The sequence below is a fragment of the Enterovibrio qingdaonensis genome (assembly GCF_028683135.1).
Classification (GTDB): Bacteria; Pseudomonadota; Gammaproteobacteria; order Enterobacterales; family Vibrionaceae; genus Enterovibrio; species Enterovibrio qingdaonensis.
In genome coordinates this window covers 189,535-215,104 of sequence record NZ_JAJUBB010000007.1, presented here as the reverse complement: position 1 = coordinate 215,104, position 25,570 = coordinate 189,535, and the positions used below count along the sequence as shown (strand labels likewise).

Here is a 25,570-nt window from a genome sequence, read left to right as displayed (position 1 = left end):
TCGATAGTCTCGCTGCCTTGCACGTTTATTGAGGGGCTAAGGAAAGACTCGGGGCTATGTAGATATGCAGCGTATCACTATACTGACCACCTGCCTTCCTGTCCGTGTCCCCAATAATAATTTGAATCGGCAGCGGCGTTCCATCTGTGGAATGGTTTCGTGTCCATCGCCGCTCAGTCCCATCCAGTGGGATCGGCTCATTGGCAATAAGCATTTGATAATCTAAATCCCATTTTGAGTTTTGAGACTGGTGACGAAGCTTACCGTCATATTGTGAGTCAACCGAGAGCGCATAAGGCGCGGTGCTTTCTACCCAAAGGCGGGGCGCATGATTGATGATTTTGTTTGAGTTAAGCGACCCCAAATCTAGGTTATAATGTCGCTGCGATAATCCGTAAAATTGGATGCGTGCACTAGGCAGGACTGATGCCTCAACGTTTAAGGTCATTTGGTCCATTTCCATCGCTGAGTTTTCTTTAAACAACGACGCTCTCAATACATTGATATACGTCCCGGCGTCCAGCCACTGGCCCCCCACGAAGCGAAACTCAAACATTGCTTCGCTGTTTTCACTATCGAGATGAATCAGCCATTTATTTGCCTGCAATTGTCCTTGAGCTGAATACCATTCAAACCGCATCTCCGCTCTTTGGGCGTTAGACAGTGCTGATAGGTCATCTTCCAGATCGAGTACCACTACCGTCTTACACCCTTCAGATATTGACGCTCTCACTTTAAATTGCTGCCTGAGCGGGTAGCTGCCCGTCGCGAACACATCATAGATGTTGGAACTCGTTGTCGGTTCCAAACTCAGTACCGACGCTTCGCACATATCAGCGGTAACCTGTGCCGAAAAGAGAAGCCCCCAAGTGAGAAGAAGTAGCCTATTCCACATATAACTCTCCCAGACGCATTAACGTATCACCGTTGTCAGCGATCGTGACGTCTATGTCTTTTCTTGGGTTGGTTTTTAACACAAGCCTATACGTTCCAGGGCGCATGCCCGATATGGCAAAACGTCCTTTTCGATTGGTGAAAAACTCCAAAGGTTTGATCTGATTGTCATCAAGATACACTGCCTCTCCCACCGTCAACGGAACCGGTTCTTCGCTACCTGCAAACCTGAGTACGCCTAATGCAGTGATAACGGCATCCGATCCTATCGTGAACTGGTACCCTTGTTTGTAACCCGGATTTACCGAGAAAACGCCTTCACCAAGATCGTAGCCAGGAGGCAGATTTTCCACGTTAAAACTCACATATTGCGGGTTGTAGGCTGTCAAATCTGGGATCAACACGTTAGCTGGAGAATCGCTCACCACCCGCGCAAAACCGTCAGTGGTCGAAGGGTCAATTTCAACCGTGTTATCAGAAAGGCTTTTATGCTTCGTCACTATCGCAAACGCTTCGCCCACTTCGCGACCTACCGCGACTTTTGACCCCGAAAACGCAACTGCACTGGAAAGCTGGAGCCGTGTATTGTGGCTACGAGTGTCTTCGCTCAGACTGTCAAATCGCGTAAAATGATCGGCTCTGGCCTGAAAGCGGTTTCCTGTGTAATCCACTGAACCATTGATATTTGCGTCGCGGTCATCATCTCGTTCAATTGACGCAAAAGCCGAAATACCCTCAGTATTCCCCACTCCCTCGCGATAACTGATATCTAACCCGGCGAAGTTATTTTCATTCTGAATACGACTGACTACTCTCGTTGTTTCGCCAATTGGCCAACTCACCGTAAATGTCGTGCAGAACTCATCATCACCCGAACGGTATTTTTGATAGTCCACACGCGTGCTCCACGTTGCCTTGGTTTGGAAGAGTGCGCCAGTAACGCTGGGACTGACTGACCAATAGTTGTTTGTTTCTCCATCACCTTTGGAATAGGTCAATGACACGGCAGAGCGCAGTGCCGGGTTCACATCAAACGACGCAAAGAAGGAGCCAAAGTGCCTGACTGAGTTTAATGGCGCGGTATTGTTATCCAGTGATTCGACACCTGAGAAATTGGGACTCGTAAAATCGTAAAGAAAGCTCACTTGCGTCAGCCAAGAGAGTTCGTCAGCAATCTCCATATCGTGAGCAATACGGTACGCCGTTCCTCTTCCTAAAATGGGATGCTCACTGTGGCTGGCTATAACTTCAGTGACCCCTAGCGATGACGCCACCAATGCCGAACCGCCATACTGATAAAGTGAATCGCGCTTTTGAGCGTTAATCCCCAACGTCAGCCATGGTGCAACACCTACATCAACGTAGCCGGATAGAATTCGTTGTTCCGTATCGTACTGCAGCTCATCGTCACGAAACTCAGTCGGTGCGCCGACCAAAAATGCATATTCGTATTCCCCAGCCGCCAACAGATCATTCCCCGTCGCCACGGAAAAACTGACCCTTTCCTCCTGTCCTGACGCATCGGTGATAACCAATTCGATGTCATTGATACCCTGCGCGATCGGGATATCATTGAGATTGTAAGTGCCTGCGTTTAACGTAAACCTCTGCACCACAGCACCGTCAACAACCACATCGACATTAGACGTACGCGTCAACGTAAAAGACTGTGACGCTTTAGGCCTAACATTCCGCGTAGGAATAAGAGAAAAATCTCTGGCAATGCCAATGCCCATCACATCAACACTGTCTTGAAACAAGGTGCCAGTATTAAACATATCTCCTAGAACCAACCTTGTGCCGTACGTCGGGAAATCAACATTAAGGCGCGTTCCTTGTCGCGCGTAAACGCCTTCCAATCCGTCTAGATCGTCATATGTAGACTCATACTCAAGCGTCAGCCTCTTATAATTCAACCCAGCATCGAATCGATGGTGATAGTTGCTCTGCTTACTTTCATCATTTCCGACTCTCTGAACCAGAGAGTTAGACACGGCAGCGTTTAAATAGCCATTGAATGCGTGGGGCGCGATGAATGCAGTACTGGGCGGTTTTTCTGCCATTGAAAGCTGCTGAGTTTTCATCTGTTCACTCGGGATCGCGATAACGCTTTCTAAACTGGAAAAATCGAATGACAGATCCAGCCCAACTTGCTGAAAATCCTTCTGTGAAAGCAACGTCGCGTTCCCTTGTCTTCCCAACTTTTCTAGTGTTGATGGCATCAACATCGACTCCAAAAGGATCAATGTTGACGCTTTGGGCAATAAAATTTCGTCGTCTGCCGTTATGGTAATCTCCGTTTCACCGATAACGCTGTCGCTTACCCTCAACAAAGATGTCAGTGAAATATCACGCCCTGTGGGATTCAGTTTTTGGCTACCAGTAGCGAATGAGATGTACGCCACACACACGAGCAATATGCACGTCGTTTGAATCGTCTTTTTCATCGCGATTCGCCCACATATATACCCGGAACTACCGATGACACAGAATCCAACACCACGGAAGTATTGGGAGGAATAAAGCGTTCACCAAACAACGTCTCTGGCATTTCTAGAACGTGTTTAGTCTGATGTAAAAAACGAAACCGACTGAGAAATGTGTAACGGTCACCTCGGTTTGTCAGTGTCGCCACACCCTCGCTTGAAACACGTAGCGTCAAATCCGGTTTCTGCGAAGGGGATGAAAGATGTATTAGCGCGTTATAATGAATTTCAATGGCCAATGCTGAGCCGGACTCATTGCCCGTCCCGTCGATGATTTCTGGCATTTCAAGCGCAGGTTGGGTAAAGCGCACAAAGAAGCTTTGTGACTGCGGTAAGCTCGCATTCCCCAGCCATTGCAGCCTGAAGATTTGAACGCCGCCAACATCGAGAACAGCGGCTGGCGGAAACACAACCAAGTCTGTGTTTTCAGCATCCTCGACAACGAAGCTCCCTCCATCATCAAACACCAAATGACGAACACTGACTTCGATAGGCGTTTGTTTGGAACTCGTGTTTTCTAGCCGAATCTGTGCCGACATCTTTGGCTGTGTACTGATCTCCAACACCGTGGGAGTGATCGTCAAGGCTGTAAGTTCAAAGGACAACAGTGCGAGAAGAATGCAAAACGGCTTCATATGCATCAAGGGAATGAATCACTCCAAATTGGAAATTTCGATCGACGTACTGTTCGGGGAGAACCCTTTGACTGGCTTCATAGGGAAAACACGTGACGAATGCGGCAGCACTAAGGTTCCAACGATGTACTCACGAAATTCTCCACCACGAATTACGTGCGTTTTACTACCATCTTTTAGTGTCCAAACGGTGTCATTAATCCGCCCATAGCTGTCTCCCTGATTGGCGACTTCAACTAACCAGTCATGCTTGCCTTTTTTCAGGCTTTTTACAGACAATTTTGGCGCGGTATTCTCGGGCTTCACATTCATCAAGGTATCAAAGCGCATCAGCAATCCGATATCCAAATCCTGATCCTCGCCCCGAAGCACATTCTGCTGACGCACCGAAATTCGATAAGCTTTTGATTGTTTTATCTCGGGGTCACCAATGTATCGAACCATGACAGATTGGGATTTCCCGGGTGCAATAACGGCGGTAACAGGAATAACGAGCAAATCGTCATCTGCCGGCTGTAGCGTTTCTGCCCCTGCACTGTCCATTTTTAATGAAAGCGGTACCAATTCAACAGTCAGAGGAAAGTCGTTTGTATTGTCGATTCGCATCGACATTTGCGCGCCTTTTCCGAGCGGCGTCATCTCAGCAATCATGGGTTTAACTTGATAAGCACTCGATTGGCTTGAAAAGACCAGTCCCACAAATAGCGTTAACCTAAACAGCAGAATCTTCATCATCTAGAGGCTCCTACTTCGCAAAATGACACAGGGAGGCATACGCCTCCCTGCACATCTATCTATTGCTGAGCAACGGTGATCGTTAAGGTGTCAGTGTAATCACCGGCAAACACGGTGCCAGTAGGTACGCTGATGTCCAAATCACTCGTAACCCCAGCTGCCAGCGCGGTGGAACCCGCATAATTCGCAGACGCACTAGTAGCCGTCGAAGTATCTAAGGCCACTGGGCTACCACCCATATCAAGCGACGCGGTGTAATCAAGCAAAATGCTTGAAGATGGGTCAGTGCTTTTCAAGCCTTGATTGGTACTTGTCAATGTCACGGTCGCACCCGAGGCGTAGTTACACTGTACGGTAACATCAGTAACGGTACCCGTGGTCGGAGACCCGGCATTCAACTGACCAACATGAAGGTTTGTAGAGGCATGCAAACCTGTTACCGCACAAATTGGGTCGACATTACCTGATACCTGAACAGACTGTGGTGCAGCATAAGACGCTGCAGCAAACAGCGCAGAGGCGGACATTGTTACGAGAACTAGCCTTTTCATAATTTTCTCCAAGAGTTTTTTTAACTTACGTGTATCGACTAAAAAACCTTCTTCAGCCGAATTATCTGCTTGAGTGCAGAAACTTGTATTTCGTTAATATGCGTCGTTAATTGACGGCGATACATCAATAGTAATGACATCCAAATACTCTCCCGCAAAAAATAGTTTATCTATCAACGTTATTCTTAACTCACCTTCTGAGATAAAAGGAATAACATTAGAACCATTAACATATTGAGGGGAAAGTAAATCTTTACTATTAAACGTGCTATTAATGCCCACACTAGACACAAGTATATTTAGGTCGTAGAAACTGGGCTTTTCACTCGTGTCGCTGGTCAACTTTAGACCGCCGGATCTTGAAGAGACTGACATTGCAAATGGCTGGTTACAATCCACAACAAACGGAAGAGAATGTTGCTTATTCTCCGTTATATTGACGATATTTCCAGCATTTAACTTGATATCACACCGCGACGCTATCTCACCAGATATCGTCATCGATAATGATTCTGAAACAGCTGATGCTGTTCCCGAATGAAAGATACATATGCCAACCAATAAAACTGTATTAATGCGAGAATACATCCAACCTCCCGCTTTATTATATTTTTAACAACATAGGTAAATGTAGTCTAATTTTTTGGCGTTTGTATTAGAGATACATGATTAATTAAGTACTAATCAATAAGCATGAGATGAAACTAATAATAAAGTCGTGTGGACATATTTTTTTTCATTATATGTCTTATAGGTGGGGCACCTATATGAGAAAACACTAATACTATAAATGGGGAAAGCGCTTTCCCCATTTTCTCTTTAACTATAATGGTTTAAAAACGGTAGCTTACACCCGCATAAAACCCATCCGTCGTGAAATCGATGGTTTGAATCTCGGCAGTTGCAGACTTATAACCGAGACTCAAACCCAAACCAGACTCCATCTCGTACCCCGCTTCGACACCAAATTGAATACTGGAGTCAGAGTCACTCGCCGAATCGGTCGCTGTCTTCAATTCTATATCCATAGAACCAAAACCGACTAAACCTGCCACATAGAAACTTCTGGCATCGTCCACATAAAATTTGGGTTTTGCGTTGAAGTAAAATGCCGAACCTTCCAGTGTTAACACATTGGAGAAATTAGCCTCGCCAAAAGAACGAAACTCAAGTTCCATCCCTAAATCCACGTAATCAGAAAGCGGCATTTGATAACCGACTAGGAAATCGAACCCCACATCGGCACCTTCACTAACCGCAAAGCCTGATATCTCAAATTCAGTCTCGGCACCAAACAGAACATTTGCACCGACATAGATACCCTCATTAGCTTGTGCAGCAGTGCTCATCCCCAACGCTAGCATTGCAGCATATAGTCCTACTTTTTTCATCGTCTTAATTCCCTATAAAAGCATTGTTGTTAACAAACCTCCCGAGCCTTACCGTGAAACGGTAATGGCATGCTCGGCAGTTTTCTTTCGTGACGATCGACAGCAAAAAAGTGGAGCAATATCTTCTTATTTATTATTTGTGACAACTCAAGTAAGGAAAATCCTCTTTAATTGGTTTTACCTCATGTCACACCCTGACGATTTTATATCTAACCCATTGTGAAAAATAAAATAAACTCACCAATTCAGTAGATTTACAATATTAAAATCCGAGCATGCGAGTTCCTTCACAAGGTGACTTTAAGAGTTACCTTGTTAGCGTTTTCATGTGTCATTTTTTAAATATGATTAATCGTGAGCGGGATAAAACTCACACTAAATGAGGTTCACTGACGGGATTAAATGAAGCTACTTCACAAGAAATTGCTCAAGTAACACGCCAAAGCCGCGAATAGGTTTGGGGTACTTCAGTAGACGCAGTGAATGCCACACGAGTGCCTGATTGCTTGTTACGACAGGCTTATCCAGAGCTAACTCTATCCGAGCCAACACACTCGTCGCCCGCAGTGCAGTGCATGAAATAAAGAGTAAATCTGCATCGGGATCGCAGTTAGATATCGCCGCTTGTGCAATATCCTCCGGTGATATGTACGTCATGGCGGTATCGTCTTCAAAGCCAAATCCGGCGATGTTCAACACCTCGTAACCCAAAGCGGAAAACGTCGCACCTATTTCTCGGTTCACAGCTTTCGTATACGGCGTCAATATAGAGAGTTTTCTCGCCCCCAGTTCTTCGAAGGCACGTTGCGCGGCAATTACAGGGTTAGTCACTGCTACACCTGGGCGTGTCTTGTGAACTAACTCGGTCACCCGCTCACTGCCAATTGCGACAGTGCCTGACGTGCAAGCATAAATAATCACGTCCAAATCGGTGTTCGGCAAAATGCAGTCTGCCGCCGCACTGATCCCAGGAGCCATACTTCGCAAATTCTCAACCGTAAGCGGGTTAACATTTCTGACCCGACTGGTGAACGCGCGAACATCATCAGGGTACAACGCTTTTAGGTCATGTTCGATATTGAAGTCTGTCGCCAATGCAATCACGCCAACACGACCAAGAGGAGCGACCTTTTCTAACGCATACGCGGGTACAAGGGTGTCTATTTTAATCTCATCCATTTCAGCCTATCCACACGCCGACAACTCAAAACATTTTAATCGCAATTACAATATTCACTTGGCATATTTGAACGAATTCTCATCATCGAAAGCAAACGCAAAGGTTTGAGCCAGCAAAATCATCGAGCCTGAATAATCCCGATGATCGTTGAGGTAAGAGGAAGAATAATATTGCGTTCCAATAACAAATGCTGGAACTGCCGGATTGTGCGCTCATCATTTGCATTGTATGGCGCAGGCCAAGCATCACGGATGCGAATATAGGTGTTTGGGTGAATATCTCCCTGTCGTCGAAAATCCGACATTGCCTGATTTACGATGCGTTGAACTTGATCAGCGGCACTCTCCAAAGAGCCTTGTTCCATTCCTCTAGGTAAAGGCGTCTGCGGCAAATCAGGTATGGGCATTCCCAGAGCGGAGAGCTGCTGTCTGAGGGTATCGTTGTCGCCATCCCCCTGTGGTTGTGATTGAGACTGTTCGAATTCCAGTGGCATCGAAAAACGCATTATGCTTCGCTCTTCGAAGACATTGAACTGAGGTTCAGTGCGGCTCAAAGGCAAATCAACAAAGGGGGTAGGCGTCTCGGAAAAACCCGTAACACGCACCTCATCGAGCATTGGTGGCGTCTCTTCGATATCCTGCCAAACAACATAGCTTTCTGACGAATATTCGGCCTCAACGATAGCATGCATTTCAACGTACGCGTGCCCATCTTGCATTGTTGCCGACGCCATCCGAATGCGTTCATATAAGCTTTCATTTGACTCAATAGCACGGTTGAGTCTCGCTGGTAGCCGAGCTTCGATCGTACTCGACAGTCGATGCCCATCGACGGCACTCTCGACCCAGCCGGCGAGAAATGCTGCTATCAGTGAAATTACCCCCCCAGCGGCTCCCGAAGGAGGAGAACCCCGTCGCGAGTGCCTGATTGAAGAGATAGGAATCCTAAGTCTTCTTGTTCGCAGGGTCGGAGTCCCTCCTCTACTGCGCGTGCGGCGGGCGGATGGATCCTGACGAGAAACATCCCCGTCTAGGTAGTCCGTTGTGTTTGAACTTTCAGTGAAGCCACGTTGCGTTCCTCTGTTTGATGAGGAGCGAGCTCTGAATCTTCTTGATCGTCGCGTCACTGCTCCACCTTCGCTTCGCTCATGGTGTGCAGGCGGTTCTCGGCGCGGGAAATCCCACTCCAAATTCCCTGTTGTGCGCGTTCGTTCCGCAGACTCTGAAATACGCTCTCGTGAGCGACGAGCACGCGTACCGCCTTGTCTCACCGCTTCTTGATACTGGTATCCATAGGTGGTGCGCGTTTCTGGCTCACCGTTCGATCCTCTGCGACCTCTTCGTCTGACAATCCGGTGAACTCTTGCTTCGCAATCTTGTTCTGATGGTCCGCAAGGCTGGCGCTCAGAATAGATTTCATGAATTTGAACATTGCGTCCTTGCCGCCTAAAGAACTCGTCCATCATAACTTCAGTATGGGCAACACCCGACCTGTTCTCAAAAACCCGAGTTTGACGAGGACCATCTCCCGTTGAGTATTCAACGGCCACCAAATTGATCTGAGCTCCAACATGCGTATTGTCCCTTCTGTATGCCTGAGCAACACGACTGAGATGGGTAGAGCCTGGAATAACTTGTTCAGGTAAATCTTGGCATTGAATATTTGCCGTTCGACCGTCCGCTTGTTGAGCGACATGCGCAAGTTCGTGCGCAAGCAATCCTCTGCCCTTCACTGTCAGCGGACTCAACAACCCGTCGCGAAAAACAATATGGTTGCCAATGGTGTAAGCCGCAGCACTGAGTGAGCGCGTCGAAAGATCTGCCAAATGTCCTGTGTGTATACGAACTTCACTTAAATCTCGCTGCATTCTCGCTTCGAAAAAGCGACGAGAGGTGTCATCGAGGGGCTTACCTGCTTCACGAATTGTTTGCGATACACACGTTGGTGCAACAAGTGGCCGTCGAATATGCCCTGATAACAAAGGAGAGCGGCCGACCACTGTGGCGGAAAATTCATCCGCCTCATGGTCGAGCGGATGATTTGAAGGTTGAACGCGAAGTGACGAAGTAAAGACTGAGTTTTGAACAGGTAAAGTTCGATACGCAGGCCAGCTTCTCTGAGATGAAACCGAATGGCTAATGCGCACACCGTTAGCTTCCGCCGATTTTGGCGTATTTCGTTTGGGTGTATTTCCTGCGGATTTCAGTACACGCATATTGAAGCGTTACATACTCTGTTGAGCCGAGCTTCAAGTGTATTCCACTTTGAACGGAGCAACCTTCCGTTGATTTTGATATCTCAAGAAAGGCACGCTATCTGTAAGGCTATTGGGTATAGGGTATAGGGGGTTAGGTTCGCTCGGCTGAACCCTGACTAGGGCTCTGCACCCCTATCTCATCGAGGGTTAAAAATGCAAAAAGGCCGCTGATAATTCAGCGGCCTTTTCTAATTTGGCGGAGAGATAGGGATTTATGCGGCCGCTTCGCGCCCTTCCCTTCGGGCCGTTGCTTTTTCGGCTTCGCCGAGCAACGTTGTCTCGCTTCGCTCGGCTGAAACCCTAGAGCCTAGGATTCTGCATCCCTATCTCAAAGGTTTACTCCAGATACGAAAAAGCCCGCTCATTGAGCGGGCTTAATCTAATTTGGCGGAGAGATAGGGATTTGAACCCTAGGTGCGCTATAAACGCACGCCGGTTTTCAAGACCGGTGCTTTCAACCACTCAGCCATCTCTCCGTGGTTGCGGCGAATATTACTGAGTGAATGCGTACCTGTAAACCCTTTTTCTAAGAAAATTCACTCAAACGCCTAAAAACAATACAAACCATGTTTGCATTCGTTGTTTTTAAACGTATTTCCCCAACTTTTAAATACAATTATTACAGTTTGCGCACTTTTTATTCCTTTGCGCATACAATCCTATTTTCTGCTGCACAGCTTCAGATACAATGACTTCAACACCCGCTTTCTCAATTCGGCTATGAAACAACTACTTTTGTTCGTTTGGATCCTACTGGCTTTTTCAGATCCGACACTTGCTAATGAGCAATCATCTCCCATCAAAGGGGCGGCATGCTTGGTGTCTGATGCATCGGGACGCGTACTGGTCACACGCGATATTTTAAATAATCGTATCGCTATTCCCGGCGGATATGTAGACAGCGATAATCCCGCCGATGCGGCGGTTCGCGAAACCCTCGAAGAGACAGGCATAAAGGTTAAAGCCGTTGGCGAATTGGCAAGGTTACGGAATTCTGTTTTGTACAATTGTGTCGCCTTGTCCCCTATCCCTGTGCATACCGCTGAGTCTGGTAACGGCACAGTTGCCGCATGGCACGCTGAACATTTTGGACGGGAGGTTCGAAACGTATTCCTTGTGAAACCCGAGAGCATTAATCTCGAAGACGCGCGATTTCCTGACCAAGTCAAAATGTTTCCTGAGCTGCTTAAAAAGGCTAATAGCAGTGAAATTGACGAGCGTACCGACTTTTCTCATCTCGCTCACGATTTCTCGGTTTGGAATGCCGATATTAACCGAACGATACAATCGGCAATCCACTCTCTGCCTGCACCACTCAGTGACTTTATAGGCACGCTGATCACTTGGGCTTCAAGTATGGGCAGTGGCGCGCTGTTCTTTCTATTGATCCCTATAGCCATCGCGACAGGTGGTGTTAAACGGGCTAGCAAAACGCTGCTGGTAACCATATTAGCCACCGTGATTGTCAGCTTTGGGAAACTCTATTTTGGGGTGCCGCGCCCCTTCTATATTTTCCCTGATCTTCAGCTCGCTAACGCTTCAGGGTTTGCGTTTCCAAGTGGGCATACCGCAACAGCTTTTGCTGTGTGGGGTTTGATTTACCATTGGGTAAAACAGGCAGGCCATGACCGATTAAGCATTTGGCTAGTTCCAGCATTACTTGTCGCGTTAAGCCGTGTTTACCTTGGCGTGCACTACGTGACAGACGTGATTGCAGGTGCCGTGATTGGTGTGCTGACGGTGTTTATCGTTAACGCTCTAAGTCGCCGCAACTTCAAGGAGAAACCACTGTTACTACACCCGCTGACATGGTCATTTGTGGGACTTTTGGTTGTACCATTTGCCGCTACGCAAATCCAACCCTTGTTCCTGTATTGTATGGTCTTCTCGTTTGTTTTTGCGCTGATGTTAGAGAGAAACACCCGAGCATTAAATGCTGACAAACCGATGGGAACAAAATGTGGCTTTATGACACTGGCCGTTGTGGTAATGGTTGCTGCAAATGCCTTTGGCATCGCACAGCTATCCCACTCCAGCATCGAAATACTTGCGATTAATTGCGCGGCTATCGCGTTACTTGCAGTCTGGATTGCGCGTGGCGCAGCACTGGTCAGTAAATAGAACGCAAAAAAAAGAGCACCCGAGGGTGCTCTTTTTCATAACGTGAAACTGCCGTTAGCTTTTCGCTGCATCCGCCAGTTCTTTCTCTGCATCATGGTCGATTTCAACCCCGCTGATCACGCCAGCTTTCGGATCGTTGAAAATTGATTCGTCCAGCTTGCCTTCGCTTTTCGCAACGATACAGCTCACCGCGGCATCACCGGTTACATTCACCGCGGTGCGGACCATATCCAGCAAACGGTCAACACCCAAGATCAAACCAATGCCTTCGAGTGGTAAACCGACTTGCGCGAATACCATCGACAGCATGATCAAGCCTACGCCAGGCACACCAGCCGTACCAATGGAAGCAAGTACCGCCATCATGATCACAGTGAGGAAGCCCGCCACGCCCAGATCAATACCGTAGATGTTAGCGATAAATACCGTCGCGACACCCTGCATGATTGCCGTACCATCCATGTTGATGGTGGCACCAAAAGGCACGGTAAAGGAGCCGACAGAATTCCTTACGCCCAAACGCTCTGTCACAGTACGCAGGGTAACGGGAATCGTCGCATTAGAACTTGCTGTACTGAAGGCGAACACCTGCATGTTGCGCACTTTTTTCAGGAACAAACGAATATTCAGACCCGAAAATACTTTCAGCACGGTCGGAATAACGATGAACAGGTGCAGTAGCAGCACCGCGATCAGTACGACAACGTAGCCGATAAGCTGAGCAAACAGTGCCAAACCCAAGTTAGCCATGGCTTTCGCTATCAAACAGAACACCGCGTAAGGTGCGATTTCCATGATAACAGTGACCATTTTCATCATGATTTCGTTGAGCACTTCAATCAGCTCAACCACTTTCTTGGCAGGTTTACCTACCATCAAAATACAAACACCCATCAAAATCGCAAAGAAGATGATTTGAAGCATTTCACCTTCTGACAACGCATTAATTGGGTTGTTTGGAATGATGTCGATGAGCACTTGCGAAAGTGGCGGAGCTTCACGACCAGAAAACGCCGTATCGGCGGCCATTTGCATGCCCGTACCAATGCCGCTTAGAGAGGCAATGGTGATCGCGAATGCAATCGCAACGGCTGTCGTCAGCAAATAGAGGCCAAAAGATTTGGAGCCTACACGCCCCAACGCTTTGATGTCCCCAATTCCGCATACACCGCAAATCAGAGAAAACAGTACCAGTGGAACCACCAGCATTTTTAACGCATTCACAAACATTTTACCCACCACGTGGAATAAGCCGTTTGTAACGTATGTATCAATGAACCCACCAGCAGGGTTGAGTCCAAGTATGTTTATTGCCAGTCCAAGAATAATACCTGCAACTAGGCCAATTATGACTTTGGCCGTCAGGCTTAATTTTCCATCATTTGATGCAGAATTTTGCATATCGCCTCCATGACTATTTTTCTAGTACATCATGAAGTTATCGACGAGTTGTACCGTTCCACCATTTGGCTTAAAGCCGGACTAAAAGAAAAAGTTTTTTAGCCGTCAAATCCGCTTGATTTGACGACTGAAAATTTGATTTTAGTACCTGAGTTCATGGGAAGCGTGCAAGCTAGTGCCAGAATATCTTCACGACGTTTTTTATCCCTTCACACTCTGATGATGCACGCATATAGAGGCCATCAGCGTGTTTGGGAATCTATATATATCCTGAATCCCTAATATGCATTGTCTCGAAAGTGAGCTTACAGAAACATTTTGTTACCGATATGTTAATGCCCGCAATGTTCACATTGTTTCTACAGGAAAAAACGCATCATCAAAAACGGTTAAACCAACAAGAGTTGTTCGGTAATATATGACGAGATAAACCCGTCACGAGAAGTTCGACTTAAGAATGAAAACATGCCCTGAGTGCAATACTGACGTCGCCTGCACTGCTGATTCTGGCACCTGTTGGTGTATGAGTTACCCGCCCGTTTTATCGGTACCCGCAAGTGATAATTTGGCGTGTCTCTGCCCGACCTGCCTTGCAAAGCGTGTAAACAGTAAGCTCGATGATATTTACCAAGAATACACCACAGAAGACTTAGTCCGTCTCGCCAAGCCCTACGCTGCCAACACGCAATTGATTGAGAATATCGATTACACCAAAGAAAATGGCTACATGGTGCTGTCAGCATGGTACTTACTAAAGCGCGGAAAATGCTGCGGAAATGGCTGTAGACACTGCCCTTACGGCAATGCGTCGACCAATAATGCCAACAACGTGGGCTAAATCACGGACGTTGATGCCAACTTGACGCAAAATGCGCGCCCTTCTGCCGCGTCAACTGGCTAAATTATTAGAAGAAAGAAAAATGAAAATTGTTGCTGTAACCGCCTGCCCAACAGGTATTGCCCACACTTACATGGCTGCTGCTGAACTCAAAAAAGCGGCTCAACAATCAGGTATTCAAATTAACGTTGAAACCCAAGGTGCAATGGGCATTGAAAACCCACTGAGCGTGATGGATATCGCGCGTGCTGATGTGGTATTGATTGCGTCAGACATAGAAATTGAAGATCGTGCCCGTTTTACGGGAAGTAAAATTCACTGCGTCACTATCGAAGAAGTACTCACTGACCCTGTTAGCGTGCTGGCGCGTTGTAAAACGTTATGATCACCCGGCGGGTCACTTTCCTGATTGGTGAAGACGGGTTAGCCGCATGGCGTTTGGCAAAGCTCAAAACCCTCGCAGGCTATTTTCGCTCTGTCACCATTCTCTGCAATCTGTCTCAGCGCAAACAAGCCAGTGTTGAGCATCCAATGCGGATCATGAGTTTAAGTGCTCTGCCCGGCGATTTATGCCAACTTCTTATCGAAGGTTCTGATGCAGAATTAGCATCCATGGTACTCACCAATTTTATCGATGAGCATGCAACCCTTATATCAGGGGGAAAGCGTACGGTCTCATTTTCTCCGACTACGTATGTATCACTCCCTTTCGCCGTCCAACGTCATCGACTCACCAATACCCAATTAGACAAACATGCATTGCTCGGTGAATTTGCGTTGCAAGTGTCTAAGACTGAATCACTGTCGCAAGAAGATATATTCAATGCCATGTACAAACGCGAAAGTGTCTCTTCAACATGCATGGGCCATGGCATTGCGCTGCCTCACGTGATGCTTGCGGGTATCACCCAAGCGCACATTCTTGTCGCAACATCTTCTGAACCGTTAGATTGGGCATCAAGCCGAGGGGACGTGACACGAATTGTCGGTTTAGTGCTCCCTACTCCGCCGATTCGCGAACAAATCGTCGCGTTTTCATGCTTCTCTCAGCAATTGCTCGATGACACGTTCTGCGAATATCTCACAGAAAACAACGATATCGATATTATTGAAACCATCATTCTCCATGCACTCAACGTACCGTTTGGTTAATCAAGACCACGGTATTCTGAAGGCGTCATCCCTGTTTTCGCTTTAAACACGCGATAGAAATAGTTCACGTCCTGAAAGCCGCAGCGCGTCGCGACTTCACCTAACCTGAAGTCATACCGTTTTAGCATAAACTTGGCACGGTCTACCCTTACCCAAGTAATGTAATCCGCCATGCGCATGTGCCCTTGCTGTCGGAACAATCGAGATAGATGGTTTGGCGTAATATTAAATCTGGCAGCAATCGACTCACGGGTAATAGGACGGTGAAAGTTCTCCTGAATATAAATACAGATCCCCTGATAAAGATCCTCAACCCGATTACGCGTACTGGCAACAGGCGCGGTGAGCATCGTCTGACAATAGCTCATCAACGCTTTCAGCAAGTAGCCGTCCATCGGGGCTTGCACTGGCTCTTTTGCCAACATGTTTAACGCATTCAACATATGATCGATGGAGTGACCTGTTCGGGTTTGAATGCTGTGTTTTTGCACATCATAAAAGCCCGGCTGATTCTTCGCTTTGCCGACTAGACTGAATCCCAGTTGACGCTTACCAAACAACAAGCTCAGTACGGAGCAATCTGTATCCCAATTCGGTTTATTCCAACTGTTTGGTGGAACATACAGCACGTCGCCTTGAGTGAGCACCACTTCGTTTATCGATTTGTCTTCGCTCTCCAGCAAGTTGGGATACTCTCCACTTAAAACCAGCTCAACACGGGGAAAGTTCACTTGATAGCTAAATTGCGGAGGCGTGACCTGATCCCGCGCAAAAACGATACGACTAACCTGCTCACTCTCAGAAAGCAGGTTATCTAAAAGGAGATGAAAAACCTGGCCCATTTTTCCTCTAACGTGTTGATAAATCCGTTTGCATTATCCCGTTGCATATCAATGCGAGCCAGCTCTAATCATCATGTAGCCTAAAATGCGTGATTCGAATCACCTAATCCGAGTATAGAAAAGGCCAACTCGCGTTACTAATTTCCAGCGATAGAAAATCCCACTAGATTTATCCGTCATTCAGACTTCGAACAGAACATACACATCTCATTGTTATATAAGTTAATTTGCGTATTTAACAACAAGGGAAATCTCCTTTGTGAAATGAGAATAAGATCACATTAGAGTTTTAGTGTTACAAATATCCAGTAAAAGCCTCTTCTCTCCTCTATCTGAAACATAGGGGAAAAGCGGAAAATTACCCCATAGACAAATGCCGTAACAACTACACATAACTAGGGGTAGCAATCATGATTACGTCGCTAATCAATGAAAATCTGATTTGCCTGAACCTGAGCGCTAAGACAAAAGACGATATCTTTGTAGAGATGATCGAACTTCTGCATGCGCAAGGTCGCATTAACGATAAAGCACAGTTTCTTGCCGATATTCATGCTCGCGAAGAGCTAGGCAATACCGGCTTTGAAGATGGCGTTGCGCTACCGCACGCGAAAAGTGCTGCGGTTATCGAACCTGCTGTTGCGATTGGTATCAGTCGCGAAGGTATCGAATACGGTGCAGAAGACGGCCTACCATCAAAACTCTTTTTCATGATTGCTTCGCCGGACGGCGGTGCAAACCACCATATTGAAGTGCTGGCTGAACTGTCTTCAAAACTGATTGAAGATGGCTTTATCGAACAGTTCATGCAAGCAGCGACCGCGCAAGACGCATTGGCACTTCTGCTAGAGAAAAAAGACGAGCTCGAAACACCAGAAGCAAACAAAGGCTTGCTGATTGGCGTAACGGGCTGCCCAGCGGGCGTTGCTCACACCTACTTGGCAGCAGAAGCACTGGAAAAAGGTGCTGCCGCACTGGGTTATGAAATGAAGGTAGAAACCAACGGTTCTATCGGCGTGAAAAACAGCCCAACCGCTGAAGAGATTGCACGCGCAGAAGCGATTATCGTGTCTTGTGACAAGCAAGTAGATATGGCGCGTTTTGCAGGTAAGCGTTTAATTAAAACTGGCGTTAAAGCCCCAATCAAAGATGCAAAAGGCCTGATCAATCAAGCTTTGCAAGCCCCTGAGTACGTGGCAAACGCTGACGAAAGCACCGCAGACAGCGGCGAAAGCAAAGTATCGCAAGCGCGTTCTGACCTCTATCGTTACCTGATGAACGGCGTATCTCACATGATCCCGTTTGTTGTTACCGGTGGTCTTCTGATCGCACTGGCACTGGCAATTGGTGGTCAACCAACAGAAGCTGGCATGGCGATTCCTCCGGGTAGCCTGTGGAACAAAGTGCTGGATGTCGGTGTGGTTGCCTTTACGCTGATGATTCCAATTCTGGCAGGTTACATCGCCTACGCCATTGCTGACCGTCCGGGCCTAGCTCCGGGTCTGATTGGTGGCTGGATTGCCAACAACGGTTCGTTCTACGGTGCAGACGCAGGTACTGGCTTCATCGGTGCTATCGTTGCAGGTCTGCTGGTTGGTTACTTTGTGAAATGGGTTGCTACCCGTAACTATCACAAGTTTATTCAGCCGCTTGTGCCAATCATGATTGCGCCAATCACGGGTTCGTTGTTCATCGCTGGTCTGTTCATCTTCGTTATCGGTGCGCCTATCGCAGGACTGATGGAAGGCCTGAACACCATGTTGACCAACATGAGCTCAGGTAACGTTATCATTCTGGGTATTGTTCTGGGTGGTATGGCTGGCTTCGATATGGGCGGTCCATTCAACAAAGTGGCCTTCCTGTTCTCTGTCGGCATGATTGCAAGCGGTCAAACACAGTTTATGGGTGCCATGGCATGTGCAATCCCTGTCGCGCCGCTGGGTATGTCTCTGGCAACCGTTATCGGCCGTAAGTTCAACATCTTCGAAGAATCTGAAATCGAAGCAGGTAAAGCATCAGGTGCAATGGGCTTGGTAGGTATCTCTGAAGGTGCTATCCCATTCGCTGCGCAAGACCCAATGTCAGTGATTCCTGCGAACGTACTGGGTTCAATGGTTGCTGCGGTCATGGCCTTCTCATTCGGCATCACGAACAGCGTGGCACACGGTGGTCCGGTTGTTGCTCTGCTGGGTGCGATGAACAAACCAGTTCTGGCTCTGGCGTGTATGGCGGCAGGTGCAGTAGTGACCGCGTTAGTAGCCGTTTCTCTGAAGAAAATGCGTCAAGCAAAAGCTCAGAAAGAAAATGCTTCTGTAGCAACCGCTTAATCGATTCCCCCTGAATTCGCTCCCTTATTCTTAAGGGGGCGTTTTCCTGTTTTAGATCCAAATTTAATGAAACGGTTCTGATACACTCACAGCCAGTTTTGAAACACTAAAAAAAGAACGAAGAAGAATAATGACGACTCACTTTTACCCACTAAACAATATTATTCAGGACTATGCATGGGGTAGCCATGACGCTCTGAACATCCTTTTCAATATCGCTAACCCTGAGAATAAACCGCAAGCTGAAATCTGGATGGGTGCGCACCCAAATGGTTGCTCAAAAGTGACCGTTGACGGCAAAGAAACCCTGCTATCAGATTTCATCGCCACCGACATGGCGAAGATGCTGGGTGCAGATACGGCGAAACAGTTCGGTGAATTGCCTTACCTGTTCAAAGTGCTTTCTGCTGAAAAAGCACTGTCTGTGCAAGTTCACCCAAGCAAAGCACAAGCTGAAGAAGGCTTCGCGAAAGAAGAAGCCGCAGGCATCCCGCTTTCTGCAGGTTTTCGTAATTACAAAGACCCGAACCACAAGCCTGAGCTTGTCTACGCACTGACGTCATACACCGCCATGAATGGTTTCCGTGACTACAGCGAAATTTTGGATCTTTTCCGCCAGCTAAACATTGCTGAACTCAGCGATCTGATCAGTGCACTTGAAGCAAACCAGAACGAAGCGGGACTAAGCGCGTTTTTTGAAGCCATGCTGTCATTAGATGGCGAAGCTAAAGCAACGTGCCTTGAACAACTTATTGCGTTTGCTGACGCGAATAAAGAAGACGCTTTCTGTGCATTGCTGTTAGACCTTTCTACCCAATACCCAGGTGATATTGGCCTGTTCTCTCCGCTCATTCTGAACACCATTACTCTGGTTCCAGGGGAAGCGATGTTCTTGGATGCATGTACACCGCACGCCTATATCAAAGGTACGGGGCTAGAGATCATGGCAAACTCAGACAACGTGTTGCGCGCAGGTCTGACGCCAAAGCACATGGATGTTCCTGAGCTCACAGCGTGCACGCGTTGCGTACCAATGGCGAAGGATACAATCCGTCTGCAACCAAACACGGAGGGTACCGCTCAGCACTACCCTATCCCTGTGCCTGATTTCAAGTTCAGCGTATATACCGGCACAGAAAACCAAGCACTGACAACAGACAGTGCTGAAATTTTGATTGCGATTGATGCACCGCTAACCGTCGCGCACAGTAATGGTGAAAATGTCACGTTGGAGAAAGGCCAATCCGTCTTTATCCCGGCTTATGTCGGTGACTACTCAGTTAGCTGCAGCGGCGCATTCGCACGCGCGTACAACTGATACGCATCGATATCAGCCCTAAAGCCCAGCGTCGCTGGGCTTTTTTATTCCTAACGACTTCCGCACTCCCTACCCCAGCTCAACGCTCGAATCCAATGGTGAAGATAGAAATTCGCGCATCTGAGAATCTTTACACATCACAACCTGCGTTATTATTGCGCGTTGCTTCTTGTGCTTTACTCTAAAAGAAAGCGCTTTCATTTTGTGCCGCATCACCCTGCTCCCGAAATAGGACGGGGATACGTTAAGGAATAGCATTGTGTCAGGTAAGACATCTCAACCATCACTCATCAGCGACGTTCGCGAATGCAGCGTGCCTTACTTTCCTGATTGGCCACTGATCAACAGTGCCATTCCCAAAGACATAAACATTGAAAGGGAAGTACAACGCATTTTGAGCAAGATGACGCTGGAAGAGAAAGTTGGCCAGATGGTTCAACCTGACTTACGCAGTGTTACGCCGGAAGAAGCCGAGAAATACAAACTGGGTTCTATTCTCAATGGCGGGGGTGCTTGGCCAAACGGCAATAAATATGCCTCGGCGCAAGAGTGGGCAGAAGAAGCCGACAAATACTTTCTTGCACTAGAAAACGCCTATCAAGGGCGTGGCTTTCGAGTTCCCATCATGTGGGCGACAGATGCCGTTCACGGCCACAACAATGTATTTGGCGCTACCGTATTCCCGCACAATATCGGACTTGGCGCGGCCAACAATCCCGCATTGATCAAAAAAATCGGTCAAGCGACCGCGCAGGAAGTCGCGGCAACGGGTTTGGATTGGACATTTGCTCCCACGGTTGCGGCACCTCGTGATTATCGCTGGGGACGCGTCTACGAAGGGTATTCCGAAGACCCTGAAATCATCTACCAATACGCTTCCCAAATGGTCGAAGGCCTCCAAGGTGACGAACAAGGACTAAAGTCCGACACCCATGTCATTTCCAATGTTAAGCATTGGTTGGGTGACGGGGGCACAAAACAAGGCATCGACCGTGGACAGAACCACTATACGGAAGACTACCTTCGTAATATTCATGCGACTGGCTATTTTTCAGGGTTAGATGCAGGGGCGCAAGTCGTCATGACGTCGTTTAACTCCTGGCATGATGATGCTAACTACGACGTCATGAACACCGAGGTTTATAACAAGAAACTTCACGGCAGCAAGTACATTGTGAATGATGTACTAAAGGACAAAATGGGGTTTGACGGACTCGTCGTCACTGACTGGAACGGCCACAGTGAAATCAACGGCAGCACCGCAGGCAACAGCCCACAAGCGGTGTTGGCAGGCAATGACATATTTATGGTCACCGCGCGAAAAGATTGGCAGGCGTTTTATCGAAATGTCATCCATCAAGTCAACGATGGTCTCATTCCGATGTCTCGAATCGACGACGCGGTAACGCGCATCCTACGCGTAAAAATGCGCGCTAATTTGTGGCACAAACCCATGCCCTCCCAACGCCGACTTGCCGGAAAACAAGAGATATTAGGCTCTCAAGCTCACCGTTCCTTAGCGCGACAAGCCGTCAGTGAGTCCCTTGTCCTTCTTAAGAACAACAATGACATTCTCCCGCTATCAACAAACCAAAAATACCTCGTTGTTGGCAGTGCCGCACACGATATTCAAAAACAAACGGGAGGCTGGTCGCTCACATGGCAAGGCACCGAGAATACCCTAGAGCAGGACTTCCCGTGTGCGACCACAATGTTAATGGCCGTTCAGGAGGTTGTTGGCGAGCAGAACGTCTATACAGATAGCAACGACGCCCCAAAGGATGCCATCGCAATTGTGGTTATCGGTGAAGACCCGTATGCGGAAATGTTTGGTGACATCAGCCCAACAAAAACCTTGGAGTATGCCACGTTAAAGCCATCTTACGCCGATGACCTGCACCTGATTCAATCGTTGAATCAACGTGGCTTCCCCATCATCACCGTTTTCTTTTCAGGCAGACCCTTGTACGTCAACGAAGAGATAAACCTATCCGATGCGTTTGTTGCTGGCTGGCTCCCCGGCACTGAAGGATTGGGCATTACCGATGTCCTGTTTAATCACAATCCGCTGGATTTTAAAGGGCGACTCTCCTTTTCGTGGCCAAAAACAAAATGTGCGACTGCAATCAACCGGAAAGCACCCAATATTCCCAATTACCAAACACCGGAGACCGAGCAAGATGTTGACGGCGACCACTCGCCTCTTTTTCCGTATGGATACGGACTCTCTTATGGAGAGGAAGCCTCAAGCTCAGTGTTTGATTTAGACAATTTGCCGTTGGATCCACGACCATATGGATGCGGCATGAACGCGCCAGACAATGGCATTGCTGCAATCAACTTAGAAATATATGGGCGTTTGGCATCAGGGGAGTTTGTTCCTCGCATTTCCAGCGAAGCAAACCATTGGGAGGGAGTCGCCGTCTCAAATGGCACGCCTACATTGATAGAAGGTATTCAAACCACACCCATTGATCACCTCCACCAGCAAGATGCGATTCGTATCGAGTTCAGTGGTGATGCTCCCGCTCAAGTCTATCTGCAAACCCCTGATGAAGCCGCTGCAGACAGGTATGACTTTCTCAATGCCGATGCGACATTGCAGTTTGACATCGATTTGAAGTCGCCAGCACCAACAAGCATGATGCTAGCAATGCACTGTGGCTGGCCATGCTTGGGACAAATCCCCATTCATAAGATTCTTCCCGCACCGACTGGCGAGGACGACACTCAGTGGACGACCATTAAAATCCCGTTGCAATACTTTGCGGATGAAGGGATGAACTTCTCCCTGTTGGATACCGCATTTCTGATCCATTGTGATGAACCAGTAACGTTTAACCTTGGTGAAATCCGTTTTGTTCCGCGCGGCTTGGATGATGCCGTCGACGCGATACCTCATGATGCATTGCTCGTTTCCCCTCTTCCTCCGTTGGAAGGAGACAACATCAACTTGTGGGAGCTTATGCAACCCAATCTTGTGGCATGGCAGGCACAAACCTCCAACTGGCAACCTTTGCACGATCATTTGGAACTCACAGCACCAGCCGACCAAGATAAAACGCATGAATTCCGCGTGTCGTATAACAAAGCAAGTCCCGAAGACTACAAAGGTGTCGTTCTGATGCAAGGTATCACACAGAACTTAACCGAGTTTGCCGCAGGCCATCTCACATTCGAGGTCTTCATCGAGTGTTATGGAAAACCTGCAACCTATGGGGAAACGCAGTGTGAAACCCTCGTCGTTAAGATGGAATCTCCCACAGGCTCAGGAAACGATTACCCTCTCGGTCCTATTGAAACAGGTCAATGGCACAGTATTTCTGTCCCCATCTCTGAACTTAATACAGGTAAACTGGATATCACCAAAGTGAATAAGCCGTTTGCCACACTCGCTGAGTGGGATGCTTCGCAGGCCGGTGTTTCTTATCGTGTTCGGAATATCGTTCTAACCAAAAACTAATTGCCCTCACACGAGCCCAGACCCTATATCAGTGCTTAGCTTGAAAGCCTTGCACATATGATCTGGGCAAAACGTTCAATTCGCGTTAGTCGGATCGTAAGCAAAAAACAACATGAATATCAGTTATGAGAAAAATCACATTCAATAAAGAAATTAATAACAATCAGTGTGAAATTAAAAGTAACACGTCACTCGAATTATAACGCTGATTGAATCAATTCACGTGACTGTATTTCACTGCACGCTGCCTAGAAAAGGAAGGAAATATGTCACGCTCAAACATCATACCGTCGATTATTTTTTTCCTCCTCTTTAGTGTGGCACCAACTATCATGGCAAACCCTGAAAACACAGAGCCAAGTATTGGGGAAACTGAAGTATTGCTGGAGGCAATCAGAGAAAAGTACGACGTAATGGAAGCGTTAAGCGAAAAGTCTGAAAGCATTGAAGGTGAGGCATTTTTAAAGAATTATGTGCGAATGCGAGAAGTAAACACGGAGTTACGAGAGCTTATATCTCACGCCATAAAACATCGCATTCTAAGTGACATGATTATCGTTGAAACCATTGCCATTCAAAGGGAAGATGCGGCGTTTGGATTTTCAGAAATTCCTTTAACCCTCAATGAGATTGCACAAGCCATTTACGACTCTGATAGTCGAGAAAAACTGAAGCTACTTGGAGAATATCGTGACTTCATTGAACAACTTGATCTTTTGTATAAGGAGGAACTTAAAAATATATTATGGTTAGAGGCTATCGACATTAATGTAGACGAAGAAAAATCATGGTTTAAAGAAAAAATATCCGACCGATTAATACAGATAGAAGAGACCATTGATTACCTAAAAAAGAGTCAGACACTAAACCACTATTTCGAAACTGCTTCCCAAGGGAAAGATCGTTCTGTTGCAGAAATAGACAGCCTTACCAATGAAAAACGCCTTGAGTTTAATGCCGCTAGCCTACTGAACATGATCACATTGGCAAAAGAATACAATATAGACACCTCTGGCTATCAAGTTTTACATTTTGAAACGACAGGCGTCATCGATAGCGGCATCCTTGAACGTGAAGCAATATTCAAATTAATGACGCTTTGGAAGGAAAAAGCACTGACTTTAATTTCGAAGAAACTGCCTTATCTTATCATTCAGCTCATCATGCTCACGATTATTTCATTGGTCACCTTTCAACTTTACAAATCGGCAAGATACTTCTCAAACCGCATCGTGACGTCGAATACGCTTGATATGCCGAAGTTAATGCAAGACTTCCTAACCCAATTAGCAGGAAGAGTAGTCATAATATTAGGTGTTATTTTTGCCATATCTCAACTTGGTTTTAATGTCATGCCAATTCTCACTGGCTTCGGTATCGCCAGTATCATTATTGGTTTTGCGCTTCAAGATGTGCTCGCCAATTTCGCCTCAGGTATCATGCTATTAATTTATCGACCTTTCGATGTCAGTGACTACGTCATGGCAGGTGGCGTAGAAGGCAAAGTGAGCCACATGAGCCTAGTTAACGCGACAATTCGAACCTTCGACAATCAAATCATCATTATTCCGAACCAAAAAATATGGAGTAATGTCATTAAGAACATGACGCATGAAAAAATACGTCGTATCGATATGATATTCAGTGCCGGCTACGGTGATTCGATTTCCTTGGTTGAAGAAACGCTTAAAGATGTTGTTACCAAGCATCCTGATATTCTTCGCTCTCCAGAGCCAATCATAAAGCTGGAAAAGTTAAGCGATTCTTCCGTGGACTTCATCGTACGTCCGTGGGTAAGAACTGAGCACTACTGGGATGTGATGTGGGATGTAACAAAAGAAGTGAAAATCCAGTTTGAAGAAAAAGGCATCAGCATCCCTTTCCCACAAAGAGAGATAACCATTCGTCAAGAGTCGTCCGATCAAGCCCCTCAATAAACAGACCGTTGAGACAGCACACTCGCGATTGTCCCCCTCACT

The 25,570-nt window shown here is 47.1% G+C and carries 19 protein-coding genes, 1 tRNA gene and 1 other RNA gene; 8 read left to right on the top strand and 13 right to left on the bottom strand.

Translation table 11 applies throughout. The features are described 5' to 3' along the window. Positions 1-25: 25 nt before the first annotated feature. From LRP49_RS12150 to LRP49_RS12100, 11 genes are all read right to left on the bottom strand, one after another. Positions 26-895 carry a hypothetical protein gene (locus tag LRP49_RS12150; RefSeq protein WP_274142460.1) on the bottom strand — a complete coding sequence of 290 codons (870 nt, stop codon included), beginning with the start codon at positions 893-895 and terminating at the stop codon, positions 26-28. Then, entirely contained in the window at positions 885-3,341 is a 2,457-nt protein-coding gene (locus LRP49_RS12145) for a fimbria/pilus outer membrane usher protein (RefSeq protein ID WP_274142459.1), read from the bottom strand. The genes LRP49_RS12150 and LRP49_RS12145 overlap by 11 nt, the downstream gene beginning before the upstream one ends. Continuing rightward, on the bottom strand, positions 3,338-4,015 hold the full coding sequence (locus LRP49_RS12140) for a fimbrial biogenesis chaperone (protein WP_274142458.1): 678 nt from the start codon (positions 4,013-4,015) through the stop codon (positions 3,338-3,340). Before LRP49_RS12140 ends, LRP49_RS12145 begins: the two co-directional genes overlap by 4 nt. A gap of 18 nt (positions 4,016-4,033) precedes the next feature. Then, on the bottom strand, positions 4,034-4,750 hold the full coding sequence (locus tag LRP49_RS12135) for a fimbrial biogenesis chaperone (protein ID WP_420791549.1): 717 nt from the start codon (positions 4,748-4,750) through the stop codon (positions 4,034-4,036). A 59-nt stretch (positions 4,751-4,809) separates the two neighbouring features. Continuing rightward, the gene (locus tag LRP49_RS12130) at positions 4,810-5,301 is read right to left on the bottom strand and encodes a hypothetical protein (protein WP_274142457.1); all 492 of its coding nucleotides are present in this window, start codon (positions 5,299-5,301) and stop codon (positions 4,810-4,812) included. A gap of 93 nt (positions 5,302-5,394) precedes the next feature. Continuing rightward, positions 5,395-5,889: a hypothetical protein gene (locus tag LRP49_RS12125; protein WP_274142456.1), complete on the bottom strand. Its 495-nt coding sequence runs from the start codon at positions 5,887-5,889 to the stop codon at positions 5,395-5,397. A 245-nt stretch (positions 5,890-6,134) separates the two neighbouring features. Beyond that, on the bottom strand, positions 6,135-6,692 hold the full coding sequence (locus LRP49_RS12120) for an outer membrane beta-barrel protein (RefSeq protein WP_274142455.1): 558 nt from the start codon (positions 6,690-6,692) through the stop codon (positions 6,135-6,137). A gap of 408 nt (positions 6,693-7,100) precedes the next feature. Beyond that, positions 7,101-7,871 carry a maleate cis-trans isomerase family protein gene (locus tag LRP49_RS12115; RefSeq protein WP_274142454.1) on the bottom strand — a complete coding sequence of 257 codons (771 nt, stop codon included), beginning with the start codon at positions 7,869-7,871 and terminating at the stop codon, positions 7,101-7,103. A 119-nt stretch (positions 7,872-7,990) separates the two neighbouring features. Next, positions 7,991-10,087: an eCIS core domain-containing protein gene (locus tag LRP49_RS12110; RefSeq protein WP_274142453.1), complete on the bottom strand. Its 2,097-nt coding sequence runs from the start codon at positions 10,085-10,087 to the stop codon at positions 7,991-7,993. 236 nt (positions 10,088-10,323) lie between these two features. Further along, positions 10,324-10,471, bottom strand: a non-coding RNA gene (locus tag LRP49_RS12105) — RtT sRNA. Between the two features lie 43 nt (positions 10,472-10,514). After that, positions 10,515-10,605: transfer RNA gene (locus LRP49_RS12100), tRNA-Ser, on the bottom strand. 244 nt (positions 10,606-10,849) lie between these two features. Here LRP49_RS12100 and LRP49_RS12095 point away from each other — a divergent pair. After that, positions 10,850-12,250, top strand: coding sequence for a bifunctional NUDIX hydrolase/phosphatase PAP2 family protein (locus LRP49_RS12095; protein WP_274142452.1), 1,401 nt, complete (start codon positions 10,850-10,852; stop codon positions 12,248-12,250). A 54-nt stretch (positions 12,251-12,304) separates the two neighbouring features. Here LRP49_RS12095 and LRP49_RS12090 read toward each other — a convergent pair whose 3' ends face one another. Continuing rightward, positions 12,305-13,651 carry a dicarboxylate/amino acid:cation symporter gene (locus tag LRP49_RS12090; protein ID WP_274142451.1) on the bottom strand — a complete coding sequence of 449 codons (1,347 nt, stop codon included), beginning with the start codon at positions 13,649-13,651 and terminating at the stop codon, positions 12,305-12,307. 457 nt (positions 13,652-14,108) lie between these two features. Here LRP49_RS12090 and LRP49_RS12085 point away from each other — a divergent pair, with 457 nt between their 5' ends. From LRP49_RS12085 to LRP49_RS12075, 3 genes are all read left to right on the top strand, one after another. Next, the gene (locus tag LRP49_RS12085) at positions 14,109-14,489 is read left to right on the top strand and encodes a cysteine-rich CWC family protein (RefSeq protein WP_337992947.1); all 381 of its coding nucleotides are present in this window, start codon (positions 14,109-14,111) and stop codon (positions 14,487-14,489) included. A gap of 82 nt (positions 14,490-14,571) precedes the next feature. Further along, positions 14,572-14,874, top strand: a complete 303-nt coding sequence (locus LRP49_RS12080; protein ID WP_274142449.1) for a PTS fructose transporter subunit IIB — start codon at positions 14,572-14,574, stop codon at positions 14,872-14,874. Then, positions 14,871-15,641: a PTS sugar transporter subunit IIA gene (locus LRP49_RS12075; RefSeq protein ID WP_274142447.1), complete on the top strand. Its 771-nt coding sequence runs from the start codon at positions 14,871-14,873 to the stop codon at positions 15,639-15,641. Before LRP49_RS12080 ends, LRP49_RS12075 begins: the two co-directional genes overlap by 4 nt. Here LRP49_RS12075 and LRP49_RS12070 read toward each other — a convergent pair. Continuing rightward, positions 15,638-16,483, bottom strand: coding sequence for an AraC family transcriptional regulator (locus LRP49_RS12070; RefSeq protein ID WP_274142445.1), 846 nt, complete (start codon positions 16,481-16,483; stop codon positions 15,638-15,640). The genes LRP49_RS12075 and LRP49_RS12070 overlap by 4 nt on opposite strands. Positions 16,484-16,893: 410 nt before the next feature. Here LRP49_RS12070 and LRP49_RS12065 point away from each other — a divergent pair, with 410 nt between their 5' ends. The 4 genes from LRP49_RS12065 (at position 16,894) to LRP49_RS12050 (ending at position 25,528) form a co-directional block, all read left to right on the top strand. Further along, positions 16,894-18,810, top strand: coding sequence for a PTS fructose transporter subunit IIABC (locus tag LRP49_RS12065; RefSeq protein ID WP_274142444.1), 1,917 nt, complete (start codon positions 16,894-16,896; stop codon positions 18,808-18,810). A gap of 130 nt (positions 18,811-18,940) precedes the next feature. Then, positions 18,941-20,128 (top strand): mannose-6-phosphate isomerase, class I, encoded by a 1,188-nt coding sequence (manA, locus tag LRP49_RS12060; protein ID WP_274142443.1) that lies wholly within the window; start codon positions 18,941-18,943, stop codon positions 20,126-20,128. A 256-nt stretch (positions 20,129-20,384) separates the two neighbouring features. Next, entirely contained in the window at positions 20,385-23,591 is a 3,207-nt protein-coding gene (locus tag LRP49_RS12055; RefSeq protein ID WP_420791553.1) for a glycoside hydrolase family 3 protein, read from the top strand. Positions 23,592-23,857: 266 nt separating this feature from the next. Beyond that, positions 23,858-25,528 carry a mechanosensitive ion channel family protein gene (locus LRP49_RS12050; protein ID WP_274142441.1) on the top strand — a complete coding sequence of 557 codons (1,671 nt, stop codon included), beginning with the start codon at positions 23,858-23,860 and terminating at the stop codon, positions 25,526-25,528. Positions 25,529-25,570: the final 42 nt, after the last annotated feature.

Bases quoted from the DNA above. Each gene is read 5' to 3' on its own strand.
- LRP49_RS12150 (WP_274142460.1), bottom strand. From the start codon at position 895: ATGTGGAATAGGCTACTTCTTCTCACTTGGGGGCTTCTCTTTTCGGCA.
- LRP49_RS12145 (WP_274142459.1), bottom strand. From the start codon at position 3,341: ATGAAAAAGACGATTCAAACGACGTGCATATTGCTCGTGTGTGTGGCG.
- LRP49_RS12140 (WP_274142458.1), bottom strand. From the start codon at position 4,015: ATGAAGCCGTTTTGCATTCTTCTCGCACTGTTGTCCTTTGAACTTACA.
- LRP49_RS12135 (WP_420791549.1), bottom strand. From the start codon at position 4,750: ATGATGAAGATTCTGCTGTTTAGGTTAACGCTATTTGTGGGACTGGTC.
- LRP49_RS12130 (WP_274142457.1), bottom strand. From the start codon at position 5,301: ATGAAAAGGCTAGTTCTCGTAACAATGTCCGCCTCTGCGCTGTTTGCT.
- LRP49_RS12125 (WP_274142456.1), bottom strand. From the start codon at position 5,889: ATGTATTCTCGCATTAATACAGTTTTATTGGTTGGCATATGTATCTTT.
- LRP49_RS12120 (WP_274142455.1), bottom strand. From the start codon at position 6,692: ATGAAAAAAGTAGGACTATATGCTGCAATGCTAGCGTTGGGGATGAGC.
- LRP49_RS12115 (WP_274142454.1), bottom strand. From the start codon at position 7,871: ATGGATGAGATTAAAATAGACACCCTTGTACCCGCGTATGCGTTAGAA.
- LRP49_RS12110 (WP_274142453.1), bottom strand. From the start codon at position 10,087: ATGCGTGTACTGAAATCCGCAGGAAATACACCCAAACGAAATACGCCA.
- LRP49_RS12095 (WP_274142452.1), top strand. From the start codon at position 10,850: ATGAAACAACTACTTTTGTTCGTTTGGATCCTACTGGCTTTTTCAGAT.
- LRP49_RS12090 (WP_274142451.1), bottom strand. From the start codon at position 13,651: ATGCAAAATTCTGCATCAAATGATGGAAAATTAAGCCTGACGGCCAAA.
- LRP49_RS12085 (WP_337992947.1), top strand. From the start codon at position 14,109: ATGAAAACATGCCCTGAGTGCAATACTGACGTCGCCTGCACTGCTGAT.
- LRP49_RS12080 (WP_274142449.1), top strand. From the start codon at position 14,572: ATGAAAATTGTTGCTGTAACCGCCTGCCCAACAGGTATTGCCCACACT.
- LRP49_RS12075 (WP_274142447.1), top strand. From the start codon at position 14,871: ATGATCACCCGGCGGGTCACTTTCCTGATTGGTGAAGACGGGTTAGCC.
- LRP49_RS12070 (WP_274142445.1), bottom strand. From the start codon at position 16,483: ATGGGCCAGGTTTTTCATCTCCTTTTAGATAACCTGCTTTCTGAGAGT.
- LRP49_RS12065 (WP_274142444.1), top strand. From the start codon at position 16,894: ATGATTACGTCGCTAATCAATGAAAATCTGATTTGCCTGAACCTGAGC.
- manA (WP_274142443.1), top strand. From the start codon at position 18,941: ATGACGACTCACTTTTACCCACTAAACAATATTATTCAGGACTATGCA.
- LRP49_RS12050 (WP_274142441.1), top strand. From the start codon at position 23,858: ATGTCACGCTCAAACATCATACCGTCGATTATTTTTTTCCTCCTCTTT.